Raw genomic sequence first — 20,926 nt, 5'->3', positions numbered from 1 at the left:
ATCCATCAGTGCTCTGGTTTCTGGTCTTCGGCGCCGTCCAGTTGCGCGAGCGCGCGCTGCGCGACGGCGAAGGCCGCGTTGGCAGCTGGCACCCCGCAGTAGACCGCGGTCTGCAGCAGGATCTCGGCGAGCTCGTCGCGGCTCAGCCCGTTGCGCAACGCGCCGCGCACGTGCATGGCCAACTCGTCGTGGTGCCCGAGCGCGACGAGCGCGGTCAGCGTGACCGCGCTGCGGGTTCGCCGCTCGAGACCGGGCCGGGTCCAGATCCCGCCCCACGCGTATCGGGTGATGAAGTCCTGGAAGTCGGCGGTGAACGCGGTGGTCCGCGCGACGACGGCGTCCACGTGCTCGTCTCCGAGGACGGCGCGGCGGACGGACATGCCCGCGGCGTGCGCTGCATCGGAACGCGAAATCGCCGGGGCGCGGGCCGCCGTGCCCGCGGGTTCGGCACACGTGTATTCGGCGTCGTATTCGGCATCCGTGCATTCGACGTCTGCGAAGTGGTCGCGCAGGGCCCGTGCGACCGCGTGCGGCCGCTCCGCGACGGCGAGATGCGCGGCGGCGGCCAGTTCGAGCAGGCTCGCGGCCGGGATCCCGTCGGCCAGTTCGCGCGCGTGGGGCACCGGGGTGCTGACATCGTCGCGCCCCGCCACGACGAGCGTCGGCGCGGCCACGGCGGCCAGATCGCCGCGCAGGTCGAAGCCGGCCAGCGCGTCGCAGCAGGCTGCGTATCCGGCCGGGTCGGCGGTGCGCAGGTCCTCCAGCAGCGCGGCGGCGATCGGCGCGCCGGAGGCGGCGAAGGGCGCACGGAACCAGCGCCCCGGCGCGGCGTCGGCAACCGGCCCTGTTCCCTCGTCGCGCACCAGCTTCGCCCGCTCGCGCCACTGCGCCGTATCGCCGAACCGGGCGGAGGTACAGATCAGCGCGAGCGAGCGGACCCGGCGCGGATGGTGCACCGCGAGCCAGGCGCCTATCGCGCCGCCGAGCGAAACGCCGGCGTAGTCGAAGCGGTCGATGCCGAGCGCGTCGGCCAGCCGCAGCACGGCTTGTGCGAGGTCTGCGACGCGGGTCGCGCCGGCGGACAGGTCCGGTAGGGCTTCGGCCGGGCTCGCGCCGTGGCCGGGCAGGTCGTAGCGGATCACGACGCGGTCGGCCGCGAGCGCGGGCACCGCTTCGTCCCAGAGACGCAGGCTGGTGCCGAGGGACGGGCCGAGGATCAGCGGGACGCGGCCGGCGTGCGGCCCGCCGCCCGCGGCGCCGCCGTCGAGCGGACCGCCGTCGCGGCGGTGGTGCAGGAGGGCGGGATCAGGCATCGAGGTTCGCTTTCATCCGGTCGGGGTGGACGACCAGCCCCTCCAAGAGGATGGCCGCGTGGTGCGCCGCCTCACCGGCGAGCACGAGCAGTTCCCTGACCGTCGCGTCCTCGGCCTGCCAACGGCCCGCTGCCCGTTGCAGCTCCTGCGGCAGCGCCGCGAACACCGTGGCGACGAGCCCGGGGGCGCGTGCGGCGAGCGCCACCAGCTGGACCGCGCGGGCCGGGTTCTGTTTGTCGGGCATCGACGACGAACGGCCCGCCGCTCCCTGCGCCAGTTCGCCGACTTCGGCCTGGGACAACACGATCACGTCCGCGCCGATCTTCCCGAGCACCCCGACGGTAAGGCCGAGCGCGGCGGCCAGGTCCACCACGCGCGTGCGCACGGTGTGCCAGGCGCGGCCCGGCGCGGTGAGCCCGAGCGATTCGGCGAAGGCCTGGACCAGCCTCGGGTCGTCGAGGTCTGCGACTGGACCGCCGAGTTGCACCGCCAGACCGCGCTCCCGCACCGCGTGCAGATGTGAACGCGCGTCATCGACGGCTGACCGCCAGGAGCCCAGCAGGTTGCCGAAGGTGCTGGGCAGCGCGGGCTGCAGCAAGGCGCGTGCGCGCTGGTGCGTGTCCCCGAACCGCCGCGTCAGGCCGCCGAGGCTCTCGGCGCACCGGTCCAGCAGCGCGGTGACCGGGCCGAGGGTGCGCGCGGCCTGGAGCATCAGAGCCGTGTCGATGATTTCCTGGCTCGTCGCGGGACGGTGCAGGTGCTCGTGGTGTTCCGCGGGCAGGCGCGCCCGGATGGCCTCGCCCAAGGGCACGACGACGGTCGCGCGTTCCTGGCCGAGGGCTCGGATCTCGTCGTAGTCGTAGCCCTGCCGGGTCGCCTGTTCGATCGCCTCGGCGGCGGCCCGCGGGATGCGGCCCAGCTCGGCCTGCGCCCGCGCCAGCGCGGATTCAGCGGCGAGCAACGTGCCCGGCGGGTCGTCATCCCAGGGGGAAGGCGAGGAATACCGTCTCGGCATCGGCCCCATCGCCGTCACCTCCCTGAATACGCACGTCGAAGCGGTAACTGCGCGGTCCTTGCCCGCGGGCGACCAGCGTGGCGCGCCGTCGCGGCGGCAGCGCGGCGAGCAGCGGGTCGGCGGCCTGCGCGGCCTCGTGCTCGGGGAAGTAGACGCGGGTGTAGAGATGGTGCAGCAGCCCGCGGGCGAACAGGCACACAGAGAGATAGGGTGCTGATTTGCCGACCGCGGGGGGTGTCAGTGTGCGCAGCGCGTAGTGCCCGTCGGCGTCCGTGGGGACGCGGCCGAAGCCCGTGAACCCGGTGTGGTCGCGCCCGAGCAGGACGCCGGTGGTCGGGTCGGTGCGCAGCGAACCGGGAGCGCCGGTCAGCGAGCCGTCCGGGGCCGGCTGCCAGAACTCCAGCAGCGCGTCCGGGATCGGCGCACCCTCGCCGTCGAGCACGTAACCGTGCACGGTCACGGCCTCAGGATGCGCATCCGACGCCATGTCGCCGCCACGGGCGAACGGCAGCGCATAACCGTAGAAGGGCCCGATGGTCTGGGACGGGGTGGCCGGCAGCATCGTCATCAGCGGCGCTCCTCTTCAGCTTCGGGCCGCTCGAAAAGGGTCGCGCGCGGACCGTCCAGCACGATGTCCCAGGTGTAAGCCATCGAGTACTCCGGCACCGACCGGCCGTGCTCGTATCCGGCCACCAGGCGTGCGCGTGCCGCCTCGTCGGTGACCGACTGCAGGATCGGGTCATAGCCGAACAGCGGGTCGCCGGGAAAGTACATCTGCGTGATCAACCGCTGGGTGAAGGCGGCGCCGAACAGCGAGAAGTGGATGTGCGCGGGCCGCCAGGCGTTGAGGTGGTTGCGCCACGGGTACGGTCCCGGTTTTATCGTCGTGAACTGATAGCGGCCGTGGTCGTCGGTGAGGCAGCGGCCGACGCCGGTGAAGTTCGGGTCGAGCGGCGCCGGGTGCTGGTCGCGCTGGTGGGCGTAACGCCCGGAGGCGTTGGCCTGCCAGATCTCCACGAGCTGGCCGCGGATCGGGCGCCCGGCGCGGTCCAGGACCCGTCCGCTGACGGTGATGCGCTCGCCGAGCGGTTCGCCCCGGTGCCTGCGGGTCAGGTCCGCGTCGAGCGCGGTGACGTCCCCGGCGCCGAACACCGGGCCGGACAGCTCGGCCGCCTCCGGATCGGTGATCTCGACGGGCGCCGCTCTCGGGTGCCGCAGAATGCTGCTGCGGTAGGGCGGATAGTCGCGGTCCGGGTGTGACAGTCCGCGTGCGGCTGCCGCCTTGCGCAGCGCCTCGATCTCGGCATCGATGTCGGACTGCGTCTCGGCGGGCGGTTCGCTCGACACGGGCACCTCCTGCGTGCGCATCAGGGGACGATGACGGTGGCCGCGGTCTGCGCGGCCAGCTCCTCGGCGCTGGTCCCGGGCGCGGTCTCGACCAGGCGCAAGCCCTTGTCGGTCACGTCCAGGACGCCGAGGTCGGTGATGATCCGGTGCACGCAGCCGCTGCCGGTGAGCGGGAGCGTGCAGCGTTCGAGCAGCTTCGGCGTGCCGTCTCTCGCGGTGTGCTCCATCAGCACGATGACACGCCTCGCGCCGTGCACCAGGTCCATGGCCCCGCCCATGCCCTTGACCAGCTTTCCGGGGATCATCCAGTTGGCCAGGTCGCCGCGTTCGCTGACCTGCATCGCGCCGAGGACCGCGGTGTCGATGTGGCCGCCGCGGATCATGCCGAAGGACAGGGCCGAATCGAAGAAGGCCGCGCCCGGCAGTACCGTGACGGTCTCCTTGCCCGCGTTGATCAGGTCCGGGTCCACCTCGTCGGCGGCCGGGTACGGTCCGACGCCGAGGATCCCGTTCTCCGACTGGAGGGTGACGTGCACGCCGGCGGGCAGGTGGTTCGGGATGAGGGTCGGCAGGCCGATGCCGAGGTTCACGTACTCGCCGTCGGCGAGTTCGGCGGCCGCGCGGGCGGCCATGCGGTCGCGGGTCCACGGCATCAGGAGCCTGCCGGGGTCTCGGCGGAGCCGGTGCGGACGGTGCGGACGGTGCGCTTCTCGATCCGCTTGTCCGCGGCCTGCCGCGCGGTGAGCGCGACGACGCGCTGGACGAAGACCCCGGGCAGGTGCACCTCGTCGGGATCGAGGACGCCGGGCTCGACCAGTTCCTCCACCTCGGCGACGGTGATCCGCCCGGCCATCGCGGCGAGCGGGTTGAAGTTGCGCGCGGACTTGGCGAACAGCAGGTTGCCGTGCCGGTCGCCCTTGGCCGCGTGGACGAGCGCGTAGTCGGTGACGATCCCGTATTCGAGCACGTACTGCGCTCCGCCGAACTCGCGCACCTCCTTGGGCGGCGAGCAGAGCGCCACCGAACCGCCCGGGGCGTAGCGCCACGGCAGCCCGCCCTCGGCGACCTGCGTTCCGACGCCCGCGGGGGTGTAGAAGGCCGGGATGCCGCACCCGCCCGCGCGCAGCCGCTCGGCCAGCGTGCCCTGCGGGATCAACTCGACCTCCAGTTCGCCGGCGAGGTACTGGCGGGCGAATTCCTTGTTCTCGCCCACGTAGGAACCGGTGACGCGGTCGATGCGGCGCGCGGCGAGCAGCACGCCGAGGCCGCCGCCGTCCACACCGCAGTTGTTCGACACCACGGACAACCCGCTCGCGCCCGCCTCGAACAGGGCGTCGATCAGGACGTTCGGCACGCCGCTGAGGCCGAAGCCGCCCACCGCGATCGAGGCGCCGTCCCGGATGTCGGCCACCGCCGCCGCGGCTGAGGCCGCCGTCTTGTCCATCCGCCGCTCCCACCTTGAATGTGTTCGCCTGGTGAACTAAAGTTCAAAACCGGCTGCCCCCGAGTCTCCGTCCCCGCCTCCGGCTTGTCAACGGGCGGACGGGCGCACGGCCCGGGAGCGCCGGAAGGGAGCGAGGCGGTGGCCGAGGGTCCGCACGAGCGCGTCGCGCCGCTGGAGCGCGGTCTCGCGGTGCTGCGTGCGGTGTGCGCGAGCCCGCGCGATACGGTGCGTCCCGGGGATCTGGTTCGGGAGACCGGTCTCGCGCGCTCGACCGTGGACCGGGTCCTGAGCACTCTCACGTGTCTGGACTACCTGCGCGCCGATGGGCGCGAGGTGGTGCTCGCGCCGCGCGCGATGCGCTTCGGCGACGCGTATCTCGCTGCCAGCGGTGTGACGCAGGCGCTCGAACCGCTTGCCGTGCGGCTCGCGGACGAGTTGGACGAGTCGGTGTCGGTGGCGGTGCCGGACCGGGGCGGCGTGCGCTTCGTCGTGCAGGTCCCGCGGCGGCGCACCATGGTGCCGACGTTCCGGGTCGGCGACGTGCTCGCGGCCTCGCGCTGCGCCCCGGGCGCCCTGTTCGCCGAGCCGGGCCCGGACGAATCAGGGTTCGACCAGCGGATCGCCGCGGCGGCGCGGGACGGCTGGGCGCTGGACGACCAACTGCTGGAACCGGGGCTGGTCGCCGTCGCGGTCCCCATCGGGGATCGGGCGGGCGGCGTGGCCCGGGCTGCGGTGAGCGTGGTGAGCCACACCAGCAGGCACTCAGCGCATTCGCTGCGCGACTTCGCCCTCGGGCGGTTGCGCAGCACCGCCGCGTCGATGCAGGTGGCGCTACTCGCGGCGAACCTGCCGCAGCCGGCCGAGCGCCGGGCGGACCGCCCGCCCGCGGGCGCGGCGCCGGTGGACGGGCCCAAACACGACCTCGGCGCGCAGTATCTTCGCTCCCTGGCTCGCGGTCTGGAGGTTCTGGTGCGGCTCGGGGATCATCGCGGCGGGATGACCCTCAGCGCGGTCGCACAGGCCACCGGGCTGCCCCGCGCCACCGTTCGCAGGGCATTGATCACCTTGTCGGCGCAGGGATACGCCGGCTGCCCGGACGAGCAGGGACGGCTGTTCGAGCCGCTGCCGGCAGTGCTCGAACTCGGGTACGCCCGGCTGTGCGGCCGCGGCGCCGAGGAAGTGGTGCATCCGCATCTGCTGCGGCTCAGCCGACGCGTGCGCGAGTCCGCGTCGGTCGCGGTGCTGCGCGGGCCGCAGATCGCCTACGTCGCGCGCGTGGCCACCAGCCGGATCATGCAGGTCGCGATCACCGTGGGCACGCGGTTCCCGGCCTATGCGACCTCAATGGGCCGCGTGCTGCTGGCGGGTCTGCCCGAACCAGCTCGCAGTGCCCTGATAGCAGAGCTGGATCTGAGGCCCTTGACGCGCTTCACGGTCACCGATCCCCGGGAGCTGACGGCGATCCTGGCCGCGGCCGCGGCCGACGGCTACGCGCTGGTGGATCAGGAGCTTGAGGAGGGACTGCGGTCCGTGGCGGCCCCGATCAAGGATCGCCGCGGCCGCGTGGTCGCGGCCGTCAACGTCTCCATGCACGCGGGCCGCATCGACGCCGAGACCGCGCGCGCGACGGTGTTGCCCGAGCTGGTCGAGACGGCGGCGCGGATCAGCGAGGACGTGGCCGCGATGGGCGACCGGCTGGACTTCGGCGTGGCCTGAGACGGTCGGGTATGCGTGCTGCCGCTCCGGCGCCGGGGCCGCCGGTCACACGCCGTGCACCGCGAGCCGCCGCGCCTCGGGCGAGCCGAGCTCGGCGAACACGGCGTGCGCGGCGCGCCAGTTCGGCAGCGCCGCCTGCTCCCCCTCGGCGTGGCGCAGAATGTCGCCGAGCGCGCGCAGCGCCTTGGCCAGCGCGAGCCGGTAGCCCACCTCCCCGGCCAGCTCCACCGCCCGCTGCGCGTTCTGCCGCGCCCGATCCAGGTGACCCAGCGCCAGGTGCGTCTCGGCCAGCTCCACCAGCGCCTGCGCCTCGAACAGCCGACAGCCGCGCTCGTGGCTGAGCACGAGGGCCTGCTGCGCCTGATGCAGCGACTCCTTCAGCGCGCCGAGCATCCGCCGCACGGACGCGCCGCCGAGCAGCGCGCACAGTTCGTGGTCCGAGTCACCGTGGCCCAGGGCACTGCGCAACACCTCGTCGTAGTGTTCGAGTGCTCGCGCGTAGTCCCGCTCGCCCTCGTGGATCAGACCCCAGGCGAAGGCGGTCTGCGTCATGGCGCGCGGCGTACCGGCCTGCGCGCCGAGCGACTCGGCCAGCGTGGCGTGATAGCGGGCGCGCGCGTAGTCGCCCAGCGCGCAGTGCAGGGCGACCAGGTCGCAGTGCGCGAGGCGGGCGCTGCGCGTCTCCCCGCTGGTCTCGGCCAGTTCCAGCGCGGTGTCGAGCAGCCGCCGCGCCTCGGCGAACTCGCCGGCCCGCCAATGCGCGTAGCCGAGCGCACACAGGCTCTGCGCGCGGGCGCGGGCGAAGCCGAGTTCCGCCCTCGATTCGTCGTACTGCTTGAGCAGCTCGATCGCCTTGCGCAGCGGGCCGGTGTCGCAGTGCACCAGGCCGAGGTTGCCGATCGCGCGCGCCACGCCGAACTTCGAGCCGCTCTCCCGGTACCACCGCAGACTGCGCTCGAAGCAGGCCCGTGCGGCCTCCAGCTCCCCGACGTCGAAGTGCCCAAGGCCCAGCCGCATCGACGCCATCGCCGCGCCGATGGTCCACCCGGCCTGCTCGGCGGCGGCGCGAGCGTGCGTGTACTCCTCGATCGCGGCGGCGCTTTGGCCGCGCAGTTGCGCCACGTCCCCGAGCATCACGTGCACGGCCGCGTCACCGAGCACGCCGGGTTCGCGTTCCAGGGCGCGGCGCGCCGAGGCGACCACGGCGAACCAGTCGCCGTGCAGTTCGGCGGCGTAGAAGTGCGGCCGCAGCTCCAGCGCCATCCGCCAGGCGTTCGAGTGCGGGCCGTGCTCGGCGGCGTGCGCGATGACGGCCAGCAGGTTGCGGTGCTCGACCCGGAGCCAGTCGAGGGCGTCACCGGTGTCCTCGCCGGCGGCGGCCGCGACGCGGGCCGGACCGCGGTCGGGCAGCCGGTCGCGGTCGGGGTACACCTTCTCGACCGCGTGCGTGACGCCGGCCTCGTACCAGTCGGCCAGGCGGTGTGCCGCGGCTTCCCGCTCGGCCGCCGGGTCCTCGGCGCGCGAGAGTTCTCCGGCGTAGTCGCGCAGCAGGTCGTGGCAGTCGTACCTGGTCGGCAGGTGGACGGTGAGCAGGTGCGCGGCGGTGAGCCGGCCGAGGGCCCGCTCCGCTTCTTCGGCCGCGCACTCCAGCAGCACCGCCGCGGACTGAGCGCTCAGGTCCACCGCGGGGATGGCGCCGAGCATCCGGAACAACCGCCGGGCCTGCGGATCGAGCCGCACGTAGGAGAGGTCGAAGACCGCGCGCAGTTGGCTGGACTCGTCGCCGACCAGCGTCAGGGCGTCGAGCCTGGCCGCAGCCAGCTGCCCGACCAGTTCCGCGATCGGGCGCTGCGGGCGGATGACCAGCTGCGCGGCGGCGATCCGCAGTGCCAGCGGCAGCCGGGCGCAGGCGCGCACCAGCTCCAGCAGGGTCTCGGGTTCGGCGGCGGCGCGCGCCTCCCCCAGGATCCGGGTGAGCAGTTCGACGCACTCGCGTTCGCTGAGCACGTCGAGGCCGACCGGATGCGCGCCGTCCAGGGCCACCAGGCCGTCGAGCCGGTCCCGGCTGGTGATCAGCACCCGGCAGGTCTCGGCACCGGGCAGCAGCGGGCGTACCTGCGCGGCGTCGGCGGCGTTGTCCAAAACGATCAGTACGCTGCGATTGACCAGCAGCGACCGGTAGAGCGCGGCGGCCTCCTCCACGTCCACGGGCACGCTGCCGCCGGCGACGCCGAGCGCGCGCAGGAACCGGCCGAGCACGTCGATCGGCCGCTCGGGCGGCGTCGCGGAGAAGCCGTGCAGGTTCGCGTAAAGCTGACCGTCGGGGAAGAACGCGGAGGCGTGGCGTGCCCAGTGGATGGCGAGCGCGGTCTTGCCGATGCCGCCCGCACCGGTGACCGTGGCGATGCGGAAGTGGTGCCCGGGTGTCTCCTCGTCTCGCGTCAGCGCCTCCAAGCGCGCGAGCGCGGCGCCGCGTCCGGTGAACGCGAAGGTGTCGGCCGGCAGTTGCGCCGGAGTCAGCACGGTGTGGCGCCCGGCCGGCGGGGACTCGTCCAGGTCCTCGGCCACCGGCTGCGCGATCTCCTGTCGCAGTACGCGTGTGAGCGCCTGGCTCAGCGCGCGGCCCGGGTCCGCACCTATCTCGTCGCGCAGCCGCAGCCGCAGCCGTTCGTAGGCGTCGAGCGCGTCGGCCTGCCGTCCGGTGGCGGCCAGCGACTCGATCCACGCACCGATCACGCGCTCGTCCAGCGGATACGTCTCGACCAGCGGGCTGAGCGCGTGCACCGCCTGCTCCGCCTGCCCGATGCCGAGCAGGGCCCGGGCGTACTCGACCACGGCGGTGACCCTGCGCAGTTCCAGGCGCATGACCGCGGCCTGGTCGGCGCTGCCGTCCGGCACGTCCGCGAGCGCCGGGCCGCGCCAGAGGCTCAGCGCCTCGCCGAGCGCGCCCGCTTTCGCGGCGGTCTCCAGCGTCTCGGCGGCCTCGACCTGCCTGAGGAACCGGTCGGCGTCCACCTCGCCGTCGGCGAGGTGGAGCGCGTAACCGGTCGTCGTGCGCGTCACGGATACCTTGCCGTAGGCCGCGGTTCGCAGCCATTGGCGCAGCCGGTGGATGTTCACGGTCAGGGTGGAGTCCATGGAGCGGGCGTCGCGGGAACCCCAGACCGTCTCGAACAGCTCTCCCGCCGAAAGGCCGCCCGGACCGGCCAGGGCGAGCGCGGCGAGCACCGCGCGCAGGATGTTCGAGGAAGGCGCGCGAAACGGCCGGCCGAGCCCGACCGGTCCGAGCACGAGCACGTGCGTCTCAGCGTTCTTGGCTTCGGTGGTGGTGTCGTCGGTTGGCGTCTTGTCGTCGCTGGATACCCCGTCTACAGCGGCCATGGCGGAATGTTACGCCGACTGCGTCGGTGTGGCATGCCCCGTGCTCACGCCACACCGACGCTCCGAACACAGTCTGATAGGCCGCGCCTACATCTCGCCTACACGGCGTCCCGCGGGAATGCGTGAGCTGCGACGGGTAACCGCGCGGATGGGAGCACCGTGCTGGGATGATGATCTGCATGAGTCAAGACCGAGACGACAACGTTCCGACGCCTGCCGCGCCCCGCATTCGCCTGTATCGCGAGGACGACCGCGCGGCGATGTTCGATATCTGTATGCGCACGGCGGAAGCGGGAGGCGATGCGCGTCAGCTCTATGACGACCAGGAACTCATGCCGGACATCTTCGCCGCACCGTATGCCCACCTTGAGCCGCACCTGGCGTTCGTGCTCGACGACGGCGCCCGCGCGGTCGGCTACATCCTGGGCACATCGGACACGGCGCGCTTCGTCAGGCAGTTCCGCGAGCGGTGGCTGCCGCTGGTGGCCGAGCGGCATCCGGCGCCGACGGGCGAACCGGCGACCCGCGACGAGCAGATGGCGGCGCTGTTGCACTGGCCGGAGCGGATGATCGTCCCCGAGTTGGCGGACTATCCGGCGCACCTGCACATCGACCTGCTGCCGGATTATCAGGGCCGCGGCTACGGCCGCCTGCTGGCCTACACGCTGTTCGACGCACTGGCCGCCGCCGGCGCACCGCGCGTGCACCTGTCGATGCTCACCGCGAACACCTCGGCGCGCGCCTTCTATGACCGGATCGGTTTCCGGGAGCTGACCGTCGCGGATCCGGGCCCGCTCACCTTCCTCGGCCGGGAGACCGCGCTCACCGACGCGGAGCGCGCGCGCCTCGGCTGACCGGAGCGGCCGCGGCCGCACGAGCGCCGGCGGCGTTCATGCGGGCCTTCGCGCCGGCGGCCTTCGCGTTCACGGCGCCGACATACTGCATCGCCTCGTCTGCCAACGGCGACCAGTCGAGCGTGGAGCCGGGATCGAGCACCAGCCACTCGGTCATGGGCCGCCCGCCGCGCGGATCGAAGCGCGTGCCCTCCCCGGCGTCGACCAGGGCGTCCACCCGCCCGCGCGGCAGCTTCAGCACGAGGCTGCCGCGTACCAGCATCGCGAAGATCTTGCCGCCCGTCTTCAGCGCGTTCGCGCCGAAGCGGTTGGCGGCGCCCGGCTCGTCGCCGCCGTAGCTGATCCCGGGCCGCTCCAGCAGTTCGCCGACGAGCCGGTCGAAACGTTCGTGCGGCGATAGGTCGCTCACGCCCGGCCGCCTCCCCACGTGTCGTAGATCACCCGGCCCACCAGAGCCGCGCCGATTATCACGTACCCGATACCGATCAGCCAGGAGACCACGATCAGAACCGCGCCGATCGACCCGTAGGTCAGGGCGCTGGACACGATCATCGGGCCGAAGATCAACGCCGAGAACAGCCGCAGGCCCACCAGCCCGGCGACGGTGAGCACCGCGCCGGGCAGCAGCGCCCGCCACGGCACCCGGCTCTCCAACAGGAAGTGCTGGGTCCACCAGAAGAACACCAGCGAACCGCCGGCCGTGGCGCACCACCGCACCGTCGTGACGAACCAGCCGCCTTGCAGGAACGCGACCAGGTCCGCGCCGACCAGCAGCAGCCCGACCAGCATGGCCAGCCAGATCGCCTGCCGCCACACCGAGAGCAGCCGCGCCGCGGGCAGTTCCCAGACCCGCGCCATCCCGGTCTGCACCACCGAGACGAAGGAGAGACCGAAGACCGCCAGCACCGCGACGCTCAGCGCGGTGGTGGTGGACAGCACCTTCGCCGTCGGACCGAACAGGCCGTTGACCGCCTTCGCCGCCCGGCCGGACAGGCCGAGCCCGGCGATCGCCCACTCCGGGAAGGTGCGGCCGTTGAGCGGCGCCGCGGCGGCGACCACGATCAGCAGCGGGACGAGCGTGACGAAGCCGAGGGCGGCGAAGCCGAAGGCGCGGTGCATCAGTTCGATCTCGACGCCGCGGCGATAGGTCTCGGTGACCAGTTCGCGCACCAGGCGGTAGGTCCGCCGCAGCGCGCCCGCCCGGGGCTGCTGCGGTGCCTGCTCGCCGGGATGCCACGTCCCCGGCGCCGCCGGCCCGCCGCCGCCCATGACTGCCTCCGCCGCGATCACGGACTCTGCGACGATCGCGGGCGGCGGTTCGGTTGCGCTCTGCGGCCGGCCGGCGCCCGCGGGCGGCGCATCCGCGGCCCCGGCGCGCGTGCCGGGCCCGGCGGTGGGCTTGCCGGCGCGGTCGATCAGGGCGCCGTGCTTCTCGATCCCGGCGATCTCGTCCGGGAAGTCCGGATTGTGCTGGTGGTGCCCGCCGTGCAGCAGTCGGTGCGGGTGGTGTCGCCCCGCGGGCGCGTCGTCGCCCGGGCCGGCGTCGCCGGAGGCCGCGTCCTGTTCCGGCGCCGTACCCCGCACTGAGACGTTGCTCGGGTCGATCTGCGTCACCTCGTCGCCGGTGCCTGGACCTAGCAGGACTATACGGCCGTTCGGAGCATGCAGCTTGGGCACGTTCGCCAGGCTAACAAGGTCACCCGCCCGCCGTGGACCACCGTGCCCGAGCCTTTCCGTTCTCATTGCCAGAATCTCAGCAACCCGGCGGTCAGGCCATCGTGCGACGGCCACCTCTCTCGTTGCCCGCGATCAGCGCCGTTACGCACGCGGCAGGGCGTTTTCCCGCGGTTTGCGGGACGGCGGACGCGACGCGATCTGCGGCCGCCCGGGTCGCGCGCGGCGATCCGGGCGGCACTGTGGCCGGCGATGCCGGCCGGCGATCTCGGGCCTGGTGGTCGCCCGGCGCGCGGTCCGCGTTATGCGAAAGTCGCGGCGAGCCAGGTCTGCCAGGCGCCCTGGAGGGCCTTGACGTCCGGTGCGGGCTGACCGGGTTCGCCGTAGACGTGGTGGCCGATGACCAGCGCGCCCTGGTAGCCGTGGATGAAGCTGTAGAAGCCGTCCGCCGCGCGCACCCCGAGGAAGTCCTCGCTGACGTAGGTCACCTCGCCGTCGAGCGCAGTGAGACCGCCCGGGGTCAGGTGCACCCGGTCGCCGACGGCGACCGGGTCGGTGAGGCCGAGACCGGCGCGGTACAGCTCCCACACCCGCTCCTTGTCGGACCGTTGACCGGCGAAGCCGGAGATCGGCGCGCCGTAGCGGCCGGGGAAGTACCGGACGTACTGGGCGAGTTTGTGCAGGTACATCGGGTCGCCCTTGCGCAGGGCGTCGTACTCTGCTTCCCAGTCGTCGCCGAGGAAGCCGCTGTGCACGAACCGCAGCACGGTACTGCCGCCTTCGCGCGCCTCGATCAGATACTCGAAGGCGTGGAAGGCGCCGTCCGGCGCGGGGTCGCCGCGGTAGGCGAAACGCTTGCGCGGGTCGCAGGCGGTGACCGTGGACTCGACGACGAATCCGCCCATGTCCGTCCGGCCGCGCCCGCCCTCGCGGGCCTCGATCTCGCTGCGGCCCATGAACCAGGAGTCGATGCCGGGTCCGGTGGCGATCGCGTCCCAGACCTGTTCGGGGGTGGCCGCCAACCCGATCTGCTCGCTCAGTTCGAATTCGTGTGTCATCTCAGGGGCTCCTCGATCGTCCGCACTTCTTGTCCGCCTTGCGCTTCTCGCGTGTCATGCGCAGTCGGAGAGACTTCTTCGTCACCCGTCGCCCCGGCCGCGTCCGGGTTCCGCCCGCCCGGTTTGATCGCGGGGTGCACGGCCACGACCACCCGGTGCGGCCGGCCGCGCGGGGCCGATTCGTCGTGGTACTTGCTCACCAGGCCCGCCACCGCGGCGGCCAGTTCCGTCGCGAAGGCGGCGCGGTCGGCCGCCGAGGCGAAGCGCACCTCGCCGTCCAGGGCGAAGGTGGCCACCGGCCTGCTTTCGCGCGACGCGCCGATCAGCAGTTCGCCCACGTCGCGCACCAGCTTGGCGGCGAGCGCGAGCAGCCAGTGGGCGGAGAGCCGGTCGGGCGCGCGTCCCGGGTCCGGCTGCACCGCGGCCAGCGCGACCGGAGAGATCACGTAGGACGCGGCGGTGGCGCGCAGCACCCGCTCGGTGACGTTGCCTTTGCGCCGCTCCTCGACCAGTTCCACCAAGCCGTGCCGTTCCAGCTCGCGCAGGTGGTAGTTCACCTTCTGCCTGGGCAGCGCGACCCGTGCGGCCAGCGTGGTCGCCGAGCCGGGTTCGGCCAGTTCGGCCAGCAGCCGGGCCCGCGTGGGGTCCAGGGCCGCCTCGGCCGCGGCCGGGTCCTCGATCACCGTCACCTCGAACATGGCCCCAGGGTCACACCGACGACTCTTTCTGTCAAGACAAAAATAGTTGTCGGTGAAATCGTGCTCCGCCTGCCGCTGCCGCTGCCGCCAGCGTCGGCGAAGGGCGAAGGGCGAAGGGCGAAGGGCGAAACGACACCCGGCCCGGGCCTACGTCGAGGCCCGGGCCGGGTGTCATCGCGCTGGTCTGCGCCGCGCTCACGGTCCGGAGGGGTACTCCACGACCTGCTGGAAGGTGGGCCGGTTCTGCCAGTTCGTCGGGCCGTCGGTGATGCCGCCGAGCGGGTCCTGGATGATGCTGTCGGCGCACCACTGGTCGCCGGCCGAGCACGTCGAGTCGCCCGAGTACACGGTCGATGCCGACTCGGCCGCCGCCTGGGTCAGGGAACTGAGCAGCGCGCCGCGGCACGCGGACAGGCTGCCGCCGCCGCAGTACTTCACCGGCAGCGGATCGGAGACGCTCCGCCCGAGCACGCCGCGCAGGTCCTTGCTCACGTAGCCCCACCAGCCGAACTGGAACGAAGAGCCCTTATGGGGCTGCGCCTGGTTCGAGGACCCCGACGCGCCCGCGGACAGCTGCTGGCCACCCGACGGGGACTCGTTGGCCTGCATGGCGCCGAGCAGGGCGTTGAAGAGGCCTGTGCCCATGCCGGACTGGAACTCGGCCTGGACCAGCAGCGGCCACCAGGCGTCGAAGACCTGGATCGCGGCGGCGTTCTGATAGGTCTTCGACCCGGACGCGGTCGGCGTGAGGGTCGCGCCGGCGTCGAGCCAGGCCGTCAGCTCGTTGACCAGGGCCTGCTGGCCCGGGTCGGTGACCGGCTGGCTGTTGATCACTTGGAGCAGCAGCGGCAGCACCTGCCTGCCGCGCAGGTCCGTCACCGCGGCCCGCTCCATCACCTGCACCAGCGCGGGGCGGGTGAACCTGGCCCCGGTGGCCAGGTACGCCTTCACGCCCTGGTCGAGCAGGTCGGAGCGCTGCACCGGCCCCCAGCTGAAGTTGCCGTCGGCGGCGCTGTAGTCCACGGCCTGCTTGTTGTTCCAGCTGACGTAGTAGTCCTGGTCGACCGAGTTCGGGTGCGCCGAGGGCGGGGTGTAGTCGGCCGTGTTGTCCGCCGGATTCCAGCCCTGCCATTCGTCCGCGGCGGTGCCCCACATCGGCAGGTTCGGGTCGGTCCCGGAGGCGCGCACCGGGTTCAGCCCCGAGTTGAAGTACGCGGCATGAGCGGAGTCGACGTAGAACCAGTTGAAGTCGTAGCCGATGTTCGAGGCAGCGCTCTCGAAGCCCTGCGGGGTGGACATGACGCCGGGGTCGTTGAACATCTGGAAGCCGATCGCGGAATCGGCCTCGTGCATGTAGGTCGAACGCAGCGACGTGTACGCGACCGGGACACCGCTGATCGTCGCGGTGTCTTCGACGAGCCCGTACTTGGTCCGGTACATCGTCAGGTCGTAGGAACCGGCCGCGGTGGTGTCGGCGACGGTGGGGCTCCACGAGTCGTGCCGGACCAGTCTGTCCATCGGGGTGCACACGCCGTGGAACAGGTACGAGGTCGAACTCGTGCTCGGCGTCGAACCGTCCGGGTTGCACAGGGTGACGGCGTACGTGTCGGTGGTGTCCTGTTCACTGGAGGTGGCGCTCCAGGAGTAGCTAGGGCCACGGCCAAGCTCCACATACAGGTTCAGCCCGGCGAAGGAGGCCCCTCGTGCGCTCAAACCAGGTCCCTCGATCTCCTCCAGCATCAGCAGTTGCGGGGCGAAGTACCCGGTCTGCGGGCCGAAGACGGCGATCGGATGGCCCGAGGCGCTGTCGGCGGCGGAGATCACCAGCGCGTTGGACATGCCGGGGTGCTGCTGACCGGGCGCCGGCAGGTTCAGGCCGGGCAGCGCGCCGTCGTCGTGAATGCCGTTGAGCGAGCCGAGCTTGCCGGCCGCCTTCGCGCGCAGCGCGGCCGGCAGCCTGGCCGCGAGTTTCGCGTCCGCGTTCCGCACGGCCTCCGCGGTGGCGGCGGCACTGGTGGCCGACCTGGCGGAGGCCGTGGTCTTCGCGGCCGCGCCGCTCGCCGAACCGGTGGCGTTCTGCACGATGTTGACGCCTGACACGCTGCCGCTGTCCGGCATCGCCACGCCGCGGACCGCTCCCGAGGTCTCGCCGTAGGGGAAGCTCTGCCCCGCGTGCAGGGTCAGCGTGGTCTCCGGGTCGTTCTGCTCGCGCAGCGCGGCCCAGATCGCGTCGCCCTCGCTCACCCCGTAAGCGGCCTCGGCCGCCTGCTTGACCAGCGCGGACTGCACCTCCCCGCCGCCGCCGTTACCGAACAGGCCGCCGATCACCGCGGCGATGGCGATCACGTCGGTCTCGGTGAAGTCAGACATCGGCTGTCCGGTCAGGTCGTACTCGCCGGGGAAGTCGTTGCCGGCGCGCACGAGCGCGATGTAGTCGTTGACGCCGGCGAGGTAGTCGTCGATGTCCGACTTGAGCTGCGCGCCGCGGGTGCCTTCCGCGGCCAGCGCGGCGACCTGGGACTGCAGGTCGACCTCGGTGTAGGGGGCGGAGCGCCACAGGTTCTGCTCCAGGGCGCGGTTGGCCGGCGCGCCGCCGGCGAACGAGGTCAGCTCGGCCCGGCCGATGTGCCGGAACAGGTCCATGACCCACAGCCGGTCCTCGGCGCCGGCGTATCCGGCCCCGAACTCGGTCTCGGCGCGCGTCTGACCGTAGATGTGCGGAATGCCGACGCTGTCGCGCACGATGGTGACCCCGGCCTGCGGGGTCTCGGTGCGTTCGACGTTCGCCGGGGGGACGCCGTAGGAGGAGTCGTTGTAGAAGTTGTCGATCTGGGAGGTCGTCAACCCCGTGTACGCGGTGACCAGGTTGTCGTATTTGCCCAGCTGGTCGTTGTTGTGCGCGGGACGGATGCCGAAGAGCTTGAACAGCACGATGTCGGCGAGGGTTTCGGCTCCGTTCTCCCCCGGCGGGAGGATGTCGGAGCACTGACCGGCGCAGTAGTCGGTGGGGCCGGCTGGCGCGGCGGCGTGGGCCTGGCCGGCGAGCGCGGAGAGCACGAGTGCCCCCGCGGCTGCGGCGACCGCGAGGATGTGGGTACGCGGGTGGGCGTGGGTTCGGGAACGGCGCATGGCTGACGCTCCGGGGCAGAGAACACTGAGTGAGGAGTGCCTTGCGTCGCGTCAACCTACTCGCGGGTAGGGTCAAAAGTCAGTCAGTGTACTGCCAAGACTCGACCAAGACGTGAGAACGCCTCGGATTCTTCGGTGCAGATCCGGGTTCTGGACTCGGCGGTTCGCGCGGTTCGCGCGGTTCGCGCGGTACGGGCTTGCGGGCGGCCGCCTCGTGCGCGCCGGTGCCCGATTCGGTTCAGCTCGGTTCAGCTCAGTTCAGTTGCTCGGCCAGCGCGAGGATGATTCCACTCGGCCCGCGCAGATAGCAGAGCAGATAGCTGTCCTCGTACCGCGTCACTTCGCCGACGAGTTCGGCGCCGTGTGGGCGCAGGCGGGCGAGGGTGTCCTCGATGTCGTCGACGGCGAACATGACGCGGTGCAGGCCGAGCGTGTTGGCCGGGGTGACCTCCGGCTCGGGGGTGATCGCCTTCGGGGTGTGATATGTCGCCAGTTCGAGCCGGCCCTGGGCGTTCGGGATCCGCATCATGGCGATCTCACTTCGCATGTCGTCGAGCCCGACGACCTTTTCCGCCCACCTTCCCTCGATCGGCATCCTGCCTTCCAGCTCCATGCCGAGTGCGGTGAAGAAGGCGATGGCGGCGTCGAGGTCGCCGACGACGATGCCGACGTTGTCCATGCGTTGAATGGTCATGTGCCCAAGATAGGGGCCGGGCCCGACGATGCCGGCTCAGACCGGCCGTCCCGCCGGTCGCCGCGCAGATCGCGGACGCCGCGCGCGGCGAATCCGCGCGAACTCATCGGCTGTCGGGCGCGGGGCACCCGACGCCCGGTTCCGCCTCGTGGCAGGGACCCGCAGGACCTGTGGGGGTGAGGCCCGTGGGGGCGGGGCGCTGCTCGTACGGCGGAACCGGGACTGTACCAGGATTCGTGGTCAGCGCCCGGACACGTCCCGTGCACCGTCACGTGGGTGGTGCGGTGTTCGTACTTTGATGCCACTTACCTTGGTGCTGTGTACTGCGATGTTGTGTACTGCGATGGTGCGGTCGTGCGTTACTGCGGTCGTGCGTTACTGCGGTCGTGCGTTACTGCGGTACAGCGGTGATGCGGGTCACGCGAGCAGGAAGTCCGCGCCGCCGGTCTTGGCCGCCTCGATGAAGGCGGACAGTTCGGAGACGGTGTACACCAGCGCCGGCCCCTCGGGGTCGGTGGACTGGCGGACCGCGATCCTGCCGTCCTGCAGCTTGAGGACCTCGACGCAGTTTCCGCCGTTGCCTCCGCTCCAGGGCTTCATCCAGCCGTGCTCGCCCAGGTGGGTGGCCGGCATTCCGTTGTATATAGCGGTTTCGGTCATCTTCTAGATCTCCTTGCGAATGCCACTGAGATACGCCTCAGTGGATGGTGCGGGTGCGGCTTGTGCGCACATCCGGTCCAGAGCCTCCAGGTAGACGGACACGTCGTCGCGGTCGTCTATATAGACGGCCCCGGTCAGCGATTCGCTGTAGACGATGTCCGGCAGTTCCTGGAAGCGGAACCGGAAGATACAGAACGGCCCGTACATCGCGGGGTGCGGGCCTGCGGCGAACGGCATCACCTGGAGAGTCACGTTGGGCAGGGAACAGGCTTCGATGAGCCGGTCCACCTGGGCCCGCAGCACCGTGCGGTCGGTGGCCCGGCGGAAGACCGTCTCGTCCATCACGCCCCAGAAGCGCGGCGCGTCCTTGCGCGCGAGCAGCGCCTGCCGCTCGACGCGCAACTGCACGAGCCGCTCGATCTCCGCCTCGGGCGCGTGCGGCAGTCCGGCGCGCAGCACCGTACGTGCGTAGTCAGGAGTCTGTAGCAGACCGTGCACGTAGTGCGGTTCGTACGCGCGGATGAGAGCCGCCTCGACCTCAAGGCTCACGTGCGCGCTGAACCAGTCGGGCAGCACGTCCCGATAGCGGTGCCACCAGCCGGGCTGGTTGGCCTCGCGTACCAGGTTCAGGAACGCCTCGATCTCGCTGGGCTCCGTCACGCCGTAGGTGCGCAGCAGCCGGTCCACATAGAGAATCTTGAGGCTGACCTCCGCCTTCTCCATGCGGCGGATCGTGGAGTGCGTGACGTCCAATGCCGCCGCCGCCTCCTCGTACCCTAGTCCGGCCTGCTCGCGCAGGTCCTGTAGGCGCCGACCCAGGACCATCCGCATCACCGTCGGGGCGCCACCCGACGATCTTCCGTCACCGCTCACGTTCTGCCTCCGCACCGGCCGCCATGCGGCTCAGTGTGCCATGTCGGTAACGCAGCGAACAGTCTGCTCATCCACTTCTGCAATTTCCAGGTTGACTCTTGCCATCCGTTGCTGACGGACAGCATAGTGATTCATGTGATTCAGCTCCCGCAGCCCTCGCCCCGGGCGCGCCGCGGAAGGCTCGATCACCTCCGCGCGGAAGGCGAGAACCCCGTGAACCGTTCCCACCCGGCCCCGGGTGCCCCGGCGGCCGCGGTCGAAGCGGTGCCGAGCCAGGACGACGCCGCCGCCATGGCCGCCGCCATGGCCACCGCCACCCTCGCCGGCGATCCGTTCGACGAGAAGACGGCCTTCCTGCACCGCGACGTCTTCTGCCTGCCGGCGCACGGCGCCAGCGTCTCGACCGCGCGCAGCCGGGTCGCCGAGCAGTTGCACTCGTGGGGCGTGGACGAGTCCGTATACGAGGACGCGGTGCTGATCATCAGCGAACTGTTCACCAACGCGCTGGTGCACACCGACAGCAGCGAGATCACCTGCCGGCTGCAGACCACCGCGCACACCGTCTGCCTCGCGATAACCGACCAGGGGTGCGGACCCAGCGGCCCGAGGGTGCGCGAACCGGACGTCGAGAGCGGGCGCGGCCTGATCCTTGTCAGCGCGCTGACCGAGCTGTGGGGCGTGAACACGGAGCAGGGCGAGGGCCGCACCGTCTGGGCCCTGCTGCCCTGCCGCAACGAGTGCCCCGGGATCGCCTGACCGTCCGGACCCGCCGCGCAAATCCCGCACCGCCGCCGTGAACCGATCCGCACACCCGTACGTGCATTCGCCTCAAGGACAGCCTTCGAACAGCGAAGGATCACGACAGGGCGAGGGCACATCGATGACTAGCACGTCCGATCTGAACATCGCCGGGTCGCCGATCTACGAAAGTCTCGTAGCCACCACCGGCGATCCGTATCAGCCCCCCGCCTATCAGCTTCCCGACCTCTACGGCTCGGGCGCCGCGGTGGCCCCCTACGGCGGCGGCCCCGGCGGCGACACGGGCTGGGGCTGGGGGACGGGTGCGGCGG

At 71.7% G+C, this 20,926-nt stretch carries 18 protein-coding genes and 1 pseudogene; 4 read left to right on the top strand and 15 right to left on the bottom strand.

What is annotated here, in order from left to right:
- Nucleotides 1–5: 5 nt before the first annotated feature.
- Genes pcaDC through KGA66_RS09045 form a run of 6 tightly spaced genes read right to left on the bottom strand, consistent with a single transcriptional unit; the run spans nucleotide 6 to nucleotide 5,119 of the window.
- Nucleotides 6–1,313, bottom strand: coding sequence for a bifunctional 3-oxoadipate enol-lactonase/4-carboxymuconolactone decarboxylase PcaDC (gene pcaDC, locus KGA66_RS09070; protein ID WP_211466659.1), 1,308 nt, complete (start codon nucleotides 1,311–1,313; stop codon nucleotides 6–8).
- Nucleotides 1,306–2,328: a lyase family protein gene (locus tag KGA66_RS09065; RefSeq protein WP_211466657.1), complete on the bottom strand. Its 1,023-nt coding sequence runs from the start codon at nucleotides 2,326–2,328 to the stop codon at nucleotides 1,306–1,308. Before KGA66_RS09065 ends, pcaDC begins: the two co-directional genes overlap by 8 nt.
- Nucleotides 2,291–2,896 (bottom strand): protocatechuate 3,4-dioxygenase subunit alpha, encoded by a 606-nt coding sequence (gene pcaG / locus KGA66_RS09060; RefSeq protein WP_246507274.1) that lies wholly within the window; start codon nucleotides 2,894–2,896, stop codon nucleotides 2,291–2,293. Before pcaG ends, KGA66_RS09065 begins: the two co-directional genes overlap by 38 nt.
- Nucleotides 2,896–3,696 (bottom strand): protocatechuate 3,4-dioxygenase subunit beta, encoded by an 801-nt coding sequence (gene pcaH / locus KGA66_RS09055; protein WP_211466655.1) that lies wholly within the window; start codon nucleotides 3,694–3,696, stop codon nucleotides 2,896–2,898. The genes pcaG and pcaH overlap by 1 nt, the downstream gene beginning before the upstream one ends.
- Nucleotides 3,696–4,328 carry a 3-oxoacid CoA-transferase subunit B gene (locus KGA66_RS09050; protein WP_211466654.1) on the bottom strand — a complete coding sequence of 211 codons (633 nt, stop codon included), beginning with the start codon at nucleotides 4,326–4,328 and terminating at the stop codon, nucleotides 3,696–3,698. Before KGA66_RS09050 ends, pcaH begins: the two co-directional genes overlap by 1 nt.
- Nucleotides 4,328–5,119, bottom strand: coding sequence for a CoA transferase subunit A (locus KGA66_RS09045; protein WP_211466652.1), 792 nt, complete (start codon nucleotides 5,117–5,119; stop codon nucleotides 4,328–4,330). The genes KGA66_RS09050 and KGA66_RS09045 overlap by 1 nt, the downstream gene beginning before the upstream one ends.
- Nucleotides 5,120–5,257: 138 nt before the next feature.
- Between KGA66_RS09045 and KGA66_RS09040 the strand changes: the two genes are divergently transcribed.
- The gene (locus KGA66_RS09040; RefSeq protein WP_312886828.1) at nucleotides 5,258–6,835 is read left to right on the top strand and encodes an IclR family transcriptional regulator domain-containing protein; all 1,578 of its coding nucleotides are present in this window, start codon (nucleotides 5,258–5,260) and stop codon (nucleotides 6,833–6,835) included.
- Nucleotides 6,836–6,880: 45 nt separating this feature from the next.
- Here the strand turns inward: KGA66_RS09040 and KGA66_RS09035 are convergent, their stop codons facing one another.
- Entirely contained in the window at nucleotides 6,881–10,216 is a 3,336-nt protein-coding gene (locus KGA66_RS09035) for an ATP-binding protein (protein WP_211466648.1), read from the bottom strand.
- A gap of 179 nt (nucleotides 10,217–10,395) precedes the next feature.
- Between KGA66_RS09035 and KGA66_RS09030 the strand changes: the two genes are divergently transcribed.
- Nucleotides 10,396–11,070, top strand: coding sequence for a GNAT family N-acetyltransferase (locus KGA66_RS09030; protein ID WP_211466646.1), 675 nt, complete (start codon nucleotides 10,396–10,398; stop codon nucleotides 11,068–11,070).
- Here KGA66_RS09030 and KGA66_RS09025 read toward each other — a convergent pair.
- The 8 genes from KGA66_RS09025 to KGA66_RS08990 form a co-directional block, all read right to left on the bottom strand.
- Nucleotides 11,039–11,479 (bottom strand): hypothetical protein, encoded by a 441-nt coding sequence (locus KGA66_RS09025; protein ID WP_211466644.1) that lies wholly within the window; start codon nucleotides 11,477–11,479, stop codon nucleotides 11,039–11,041. The two genes, KGA66_RS09030 and KGA66_RS09025, sit on opposite strands and share 32 nt — an antisense overlap.
- Nucleotides 11,476–12,747: a YihY/virulence factor BrkB family protein gene (locus KGA66_RS09020; RefSeq protein ID WP_211466642.1), complete on the bottom strand. Its 1,272-nt coding sequence runs from the start codon at nucleotides 12,745–12,747 to the stop codon at nucleotides 11,476–11,478. The genes KGA66_RS09025 and KGA66_RS09020 overlap by 4 nt, the downstream gene beginning before the upstream one ends.
- Before the next feature lie 299 nt (nucleotides 12,748–13,046).
- Nucleotides 13,047–13,802, bottom strand: a complete 756-nt coding sequence (locus KGA66_RS09015) for an SRPBCC family protein (protein ID WP_211466640.1) — start codon at nucleotides 13,800–13,802, stop codon at nucleotides 13,047–13,049.
- On the bottom strand, nucleotides 13,799–14,500 hold the full coding sequence (locus KGA66_RS09010; RefSeq protein ID WP_211466638.1) for an ArsR/SmtB family transcription factor: 702 nt from the start codon (nucleotides 14,498–14,500) through the stop codon (nucleotides 13,799–13,801). The genes KGA66_RS09015 and KGA66_RS09010 overlap by 4 nt, the downstream gene beginning before the upstream one ends.
- A 195-nt stretch (nucleotides 14,501–14,695) precedes the next feature.
- Complete coding sequence (locus KGA66_RS09005; RefSeq protein WP_211466636.1) at nucleotides 14,696–17,629, bottom strand: penicillin acylase family protein; 2,934 nt, start codon at nucleotides 17,627–17,629, stop codon at nucleotides 14,696–14,698.
- Between the two features lie 253 nt (nucleotides 17,630–17,882).
- Nucleotides 17,883–18,323: a VOC family protein gene (locus KGA66_RS09000; RefSeq protein ID WP_211466634.1), complete on the bottom strand. Its 441-nt coding sequence runs from the start codon at nucleotides 18,321–18,323 to the stop codon at nucleotides 17,883–17,885.
- Between the two features lie 417 nt (nucleotides 18,324–18,740).
- A complete protein-coding gene (locus tag KGA66_RS08995; protein WP_211466632.1) occupies nucleotides 18,741–18,983 on the bottom strand; it encodes a DUF397 domain-containing protein in 243 nt (80 codons plus the stop codon).
- Nucleotides 18,984–18,986: 3 nt separating this feature from the next.
- On the bottom strand, nucleotides 18,987–19,814 hold the full coding sequence (locus KGA66_RS08990) for a Sco1979 family transcriptional regulator (protein ID WP_498066733.1): 828 nt from the start codon (nucleotides 19,812–19,814) through the stop codon (nucleotides 18,987–18,989).
- A 255-nt stretch (nucleotides 19,815–20,069) separates the two neighbouring features.
- On the opposite strand from KGA66_RS08990, the gene KGA66_RS08985 reads away from it, so the two are divergent.
- Both KGA66_RS08985 and KGA66_RS08980 read left to right on the top strand, forming a co-directional pair.
- Nucleotides 20,070–20,612, top strand: coding sequence for an ATP-binding protein (locus KGA66_RS08985; protein ID WP_211466628.1), 543 nt, complete (start codon nucleotides 20,070–20,072; stop codon nucleotides 20,610–20,612).
- Nucleotides 20,613–20,736: 124 nt separating this feature from the next.
- Nucleotides 20,737–20,926, top strand: a pseudogene (locus KGA66_RS08980) (hypothetical protein); the annotation flags it as partial.

It is taken from the genome of Actinocrinis puniceicyclus (assembly GCF_018283645.1).
GTDB classification, from domain to species: domain Bacteria; phylum Actinomycetota; class Actinomycetes; order Streptomycetales; family Catenulisporaceae; genus Actinocrinis; species Actinocrinis puniceicyclus.
Note: the sequence above shows the minus strand (reverse complement) of the source record. Positions and strands in the feature narration are given on the sequence as shown.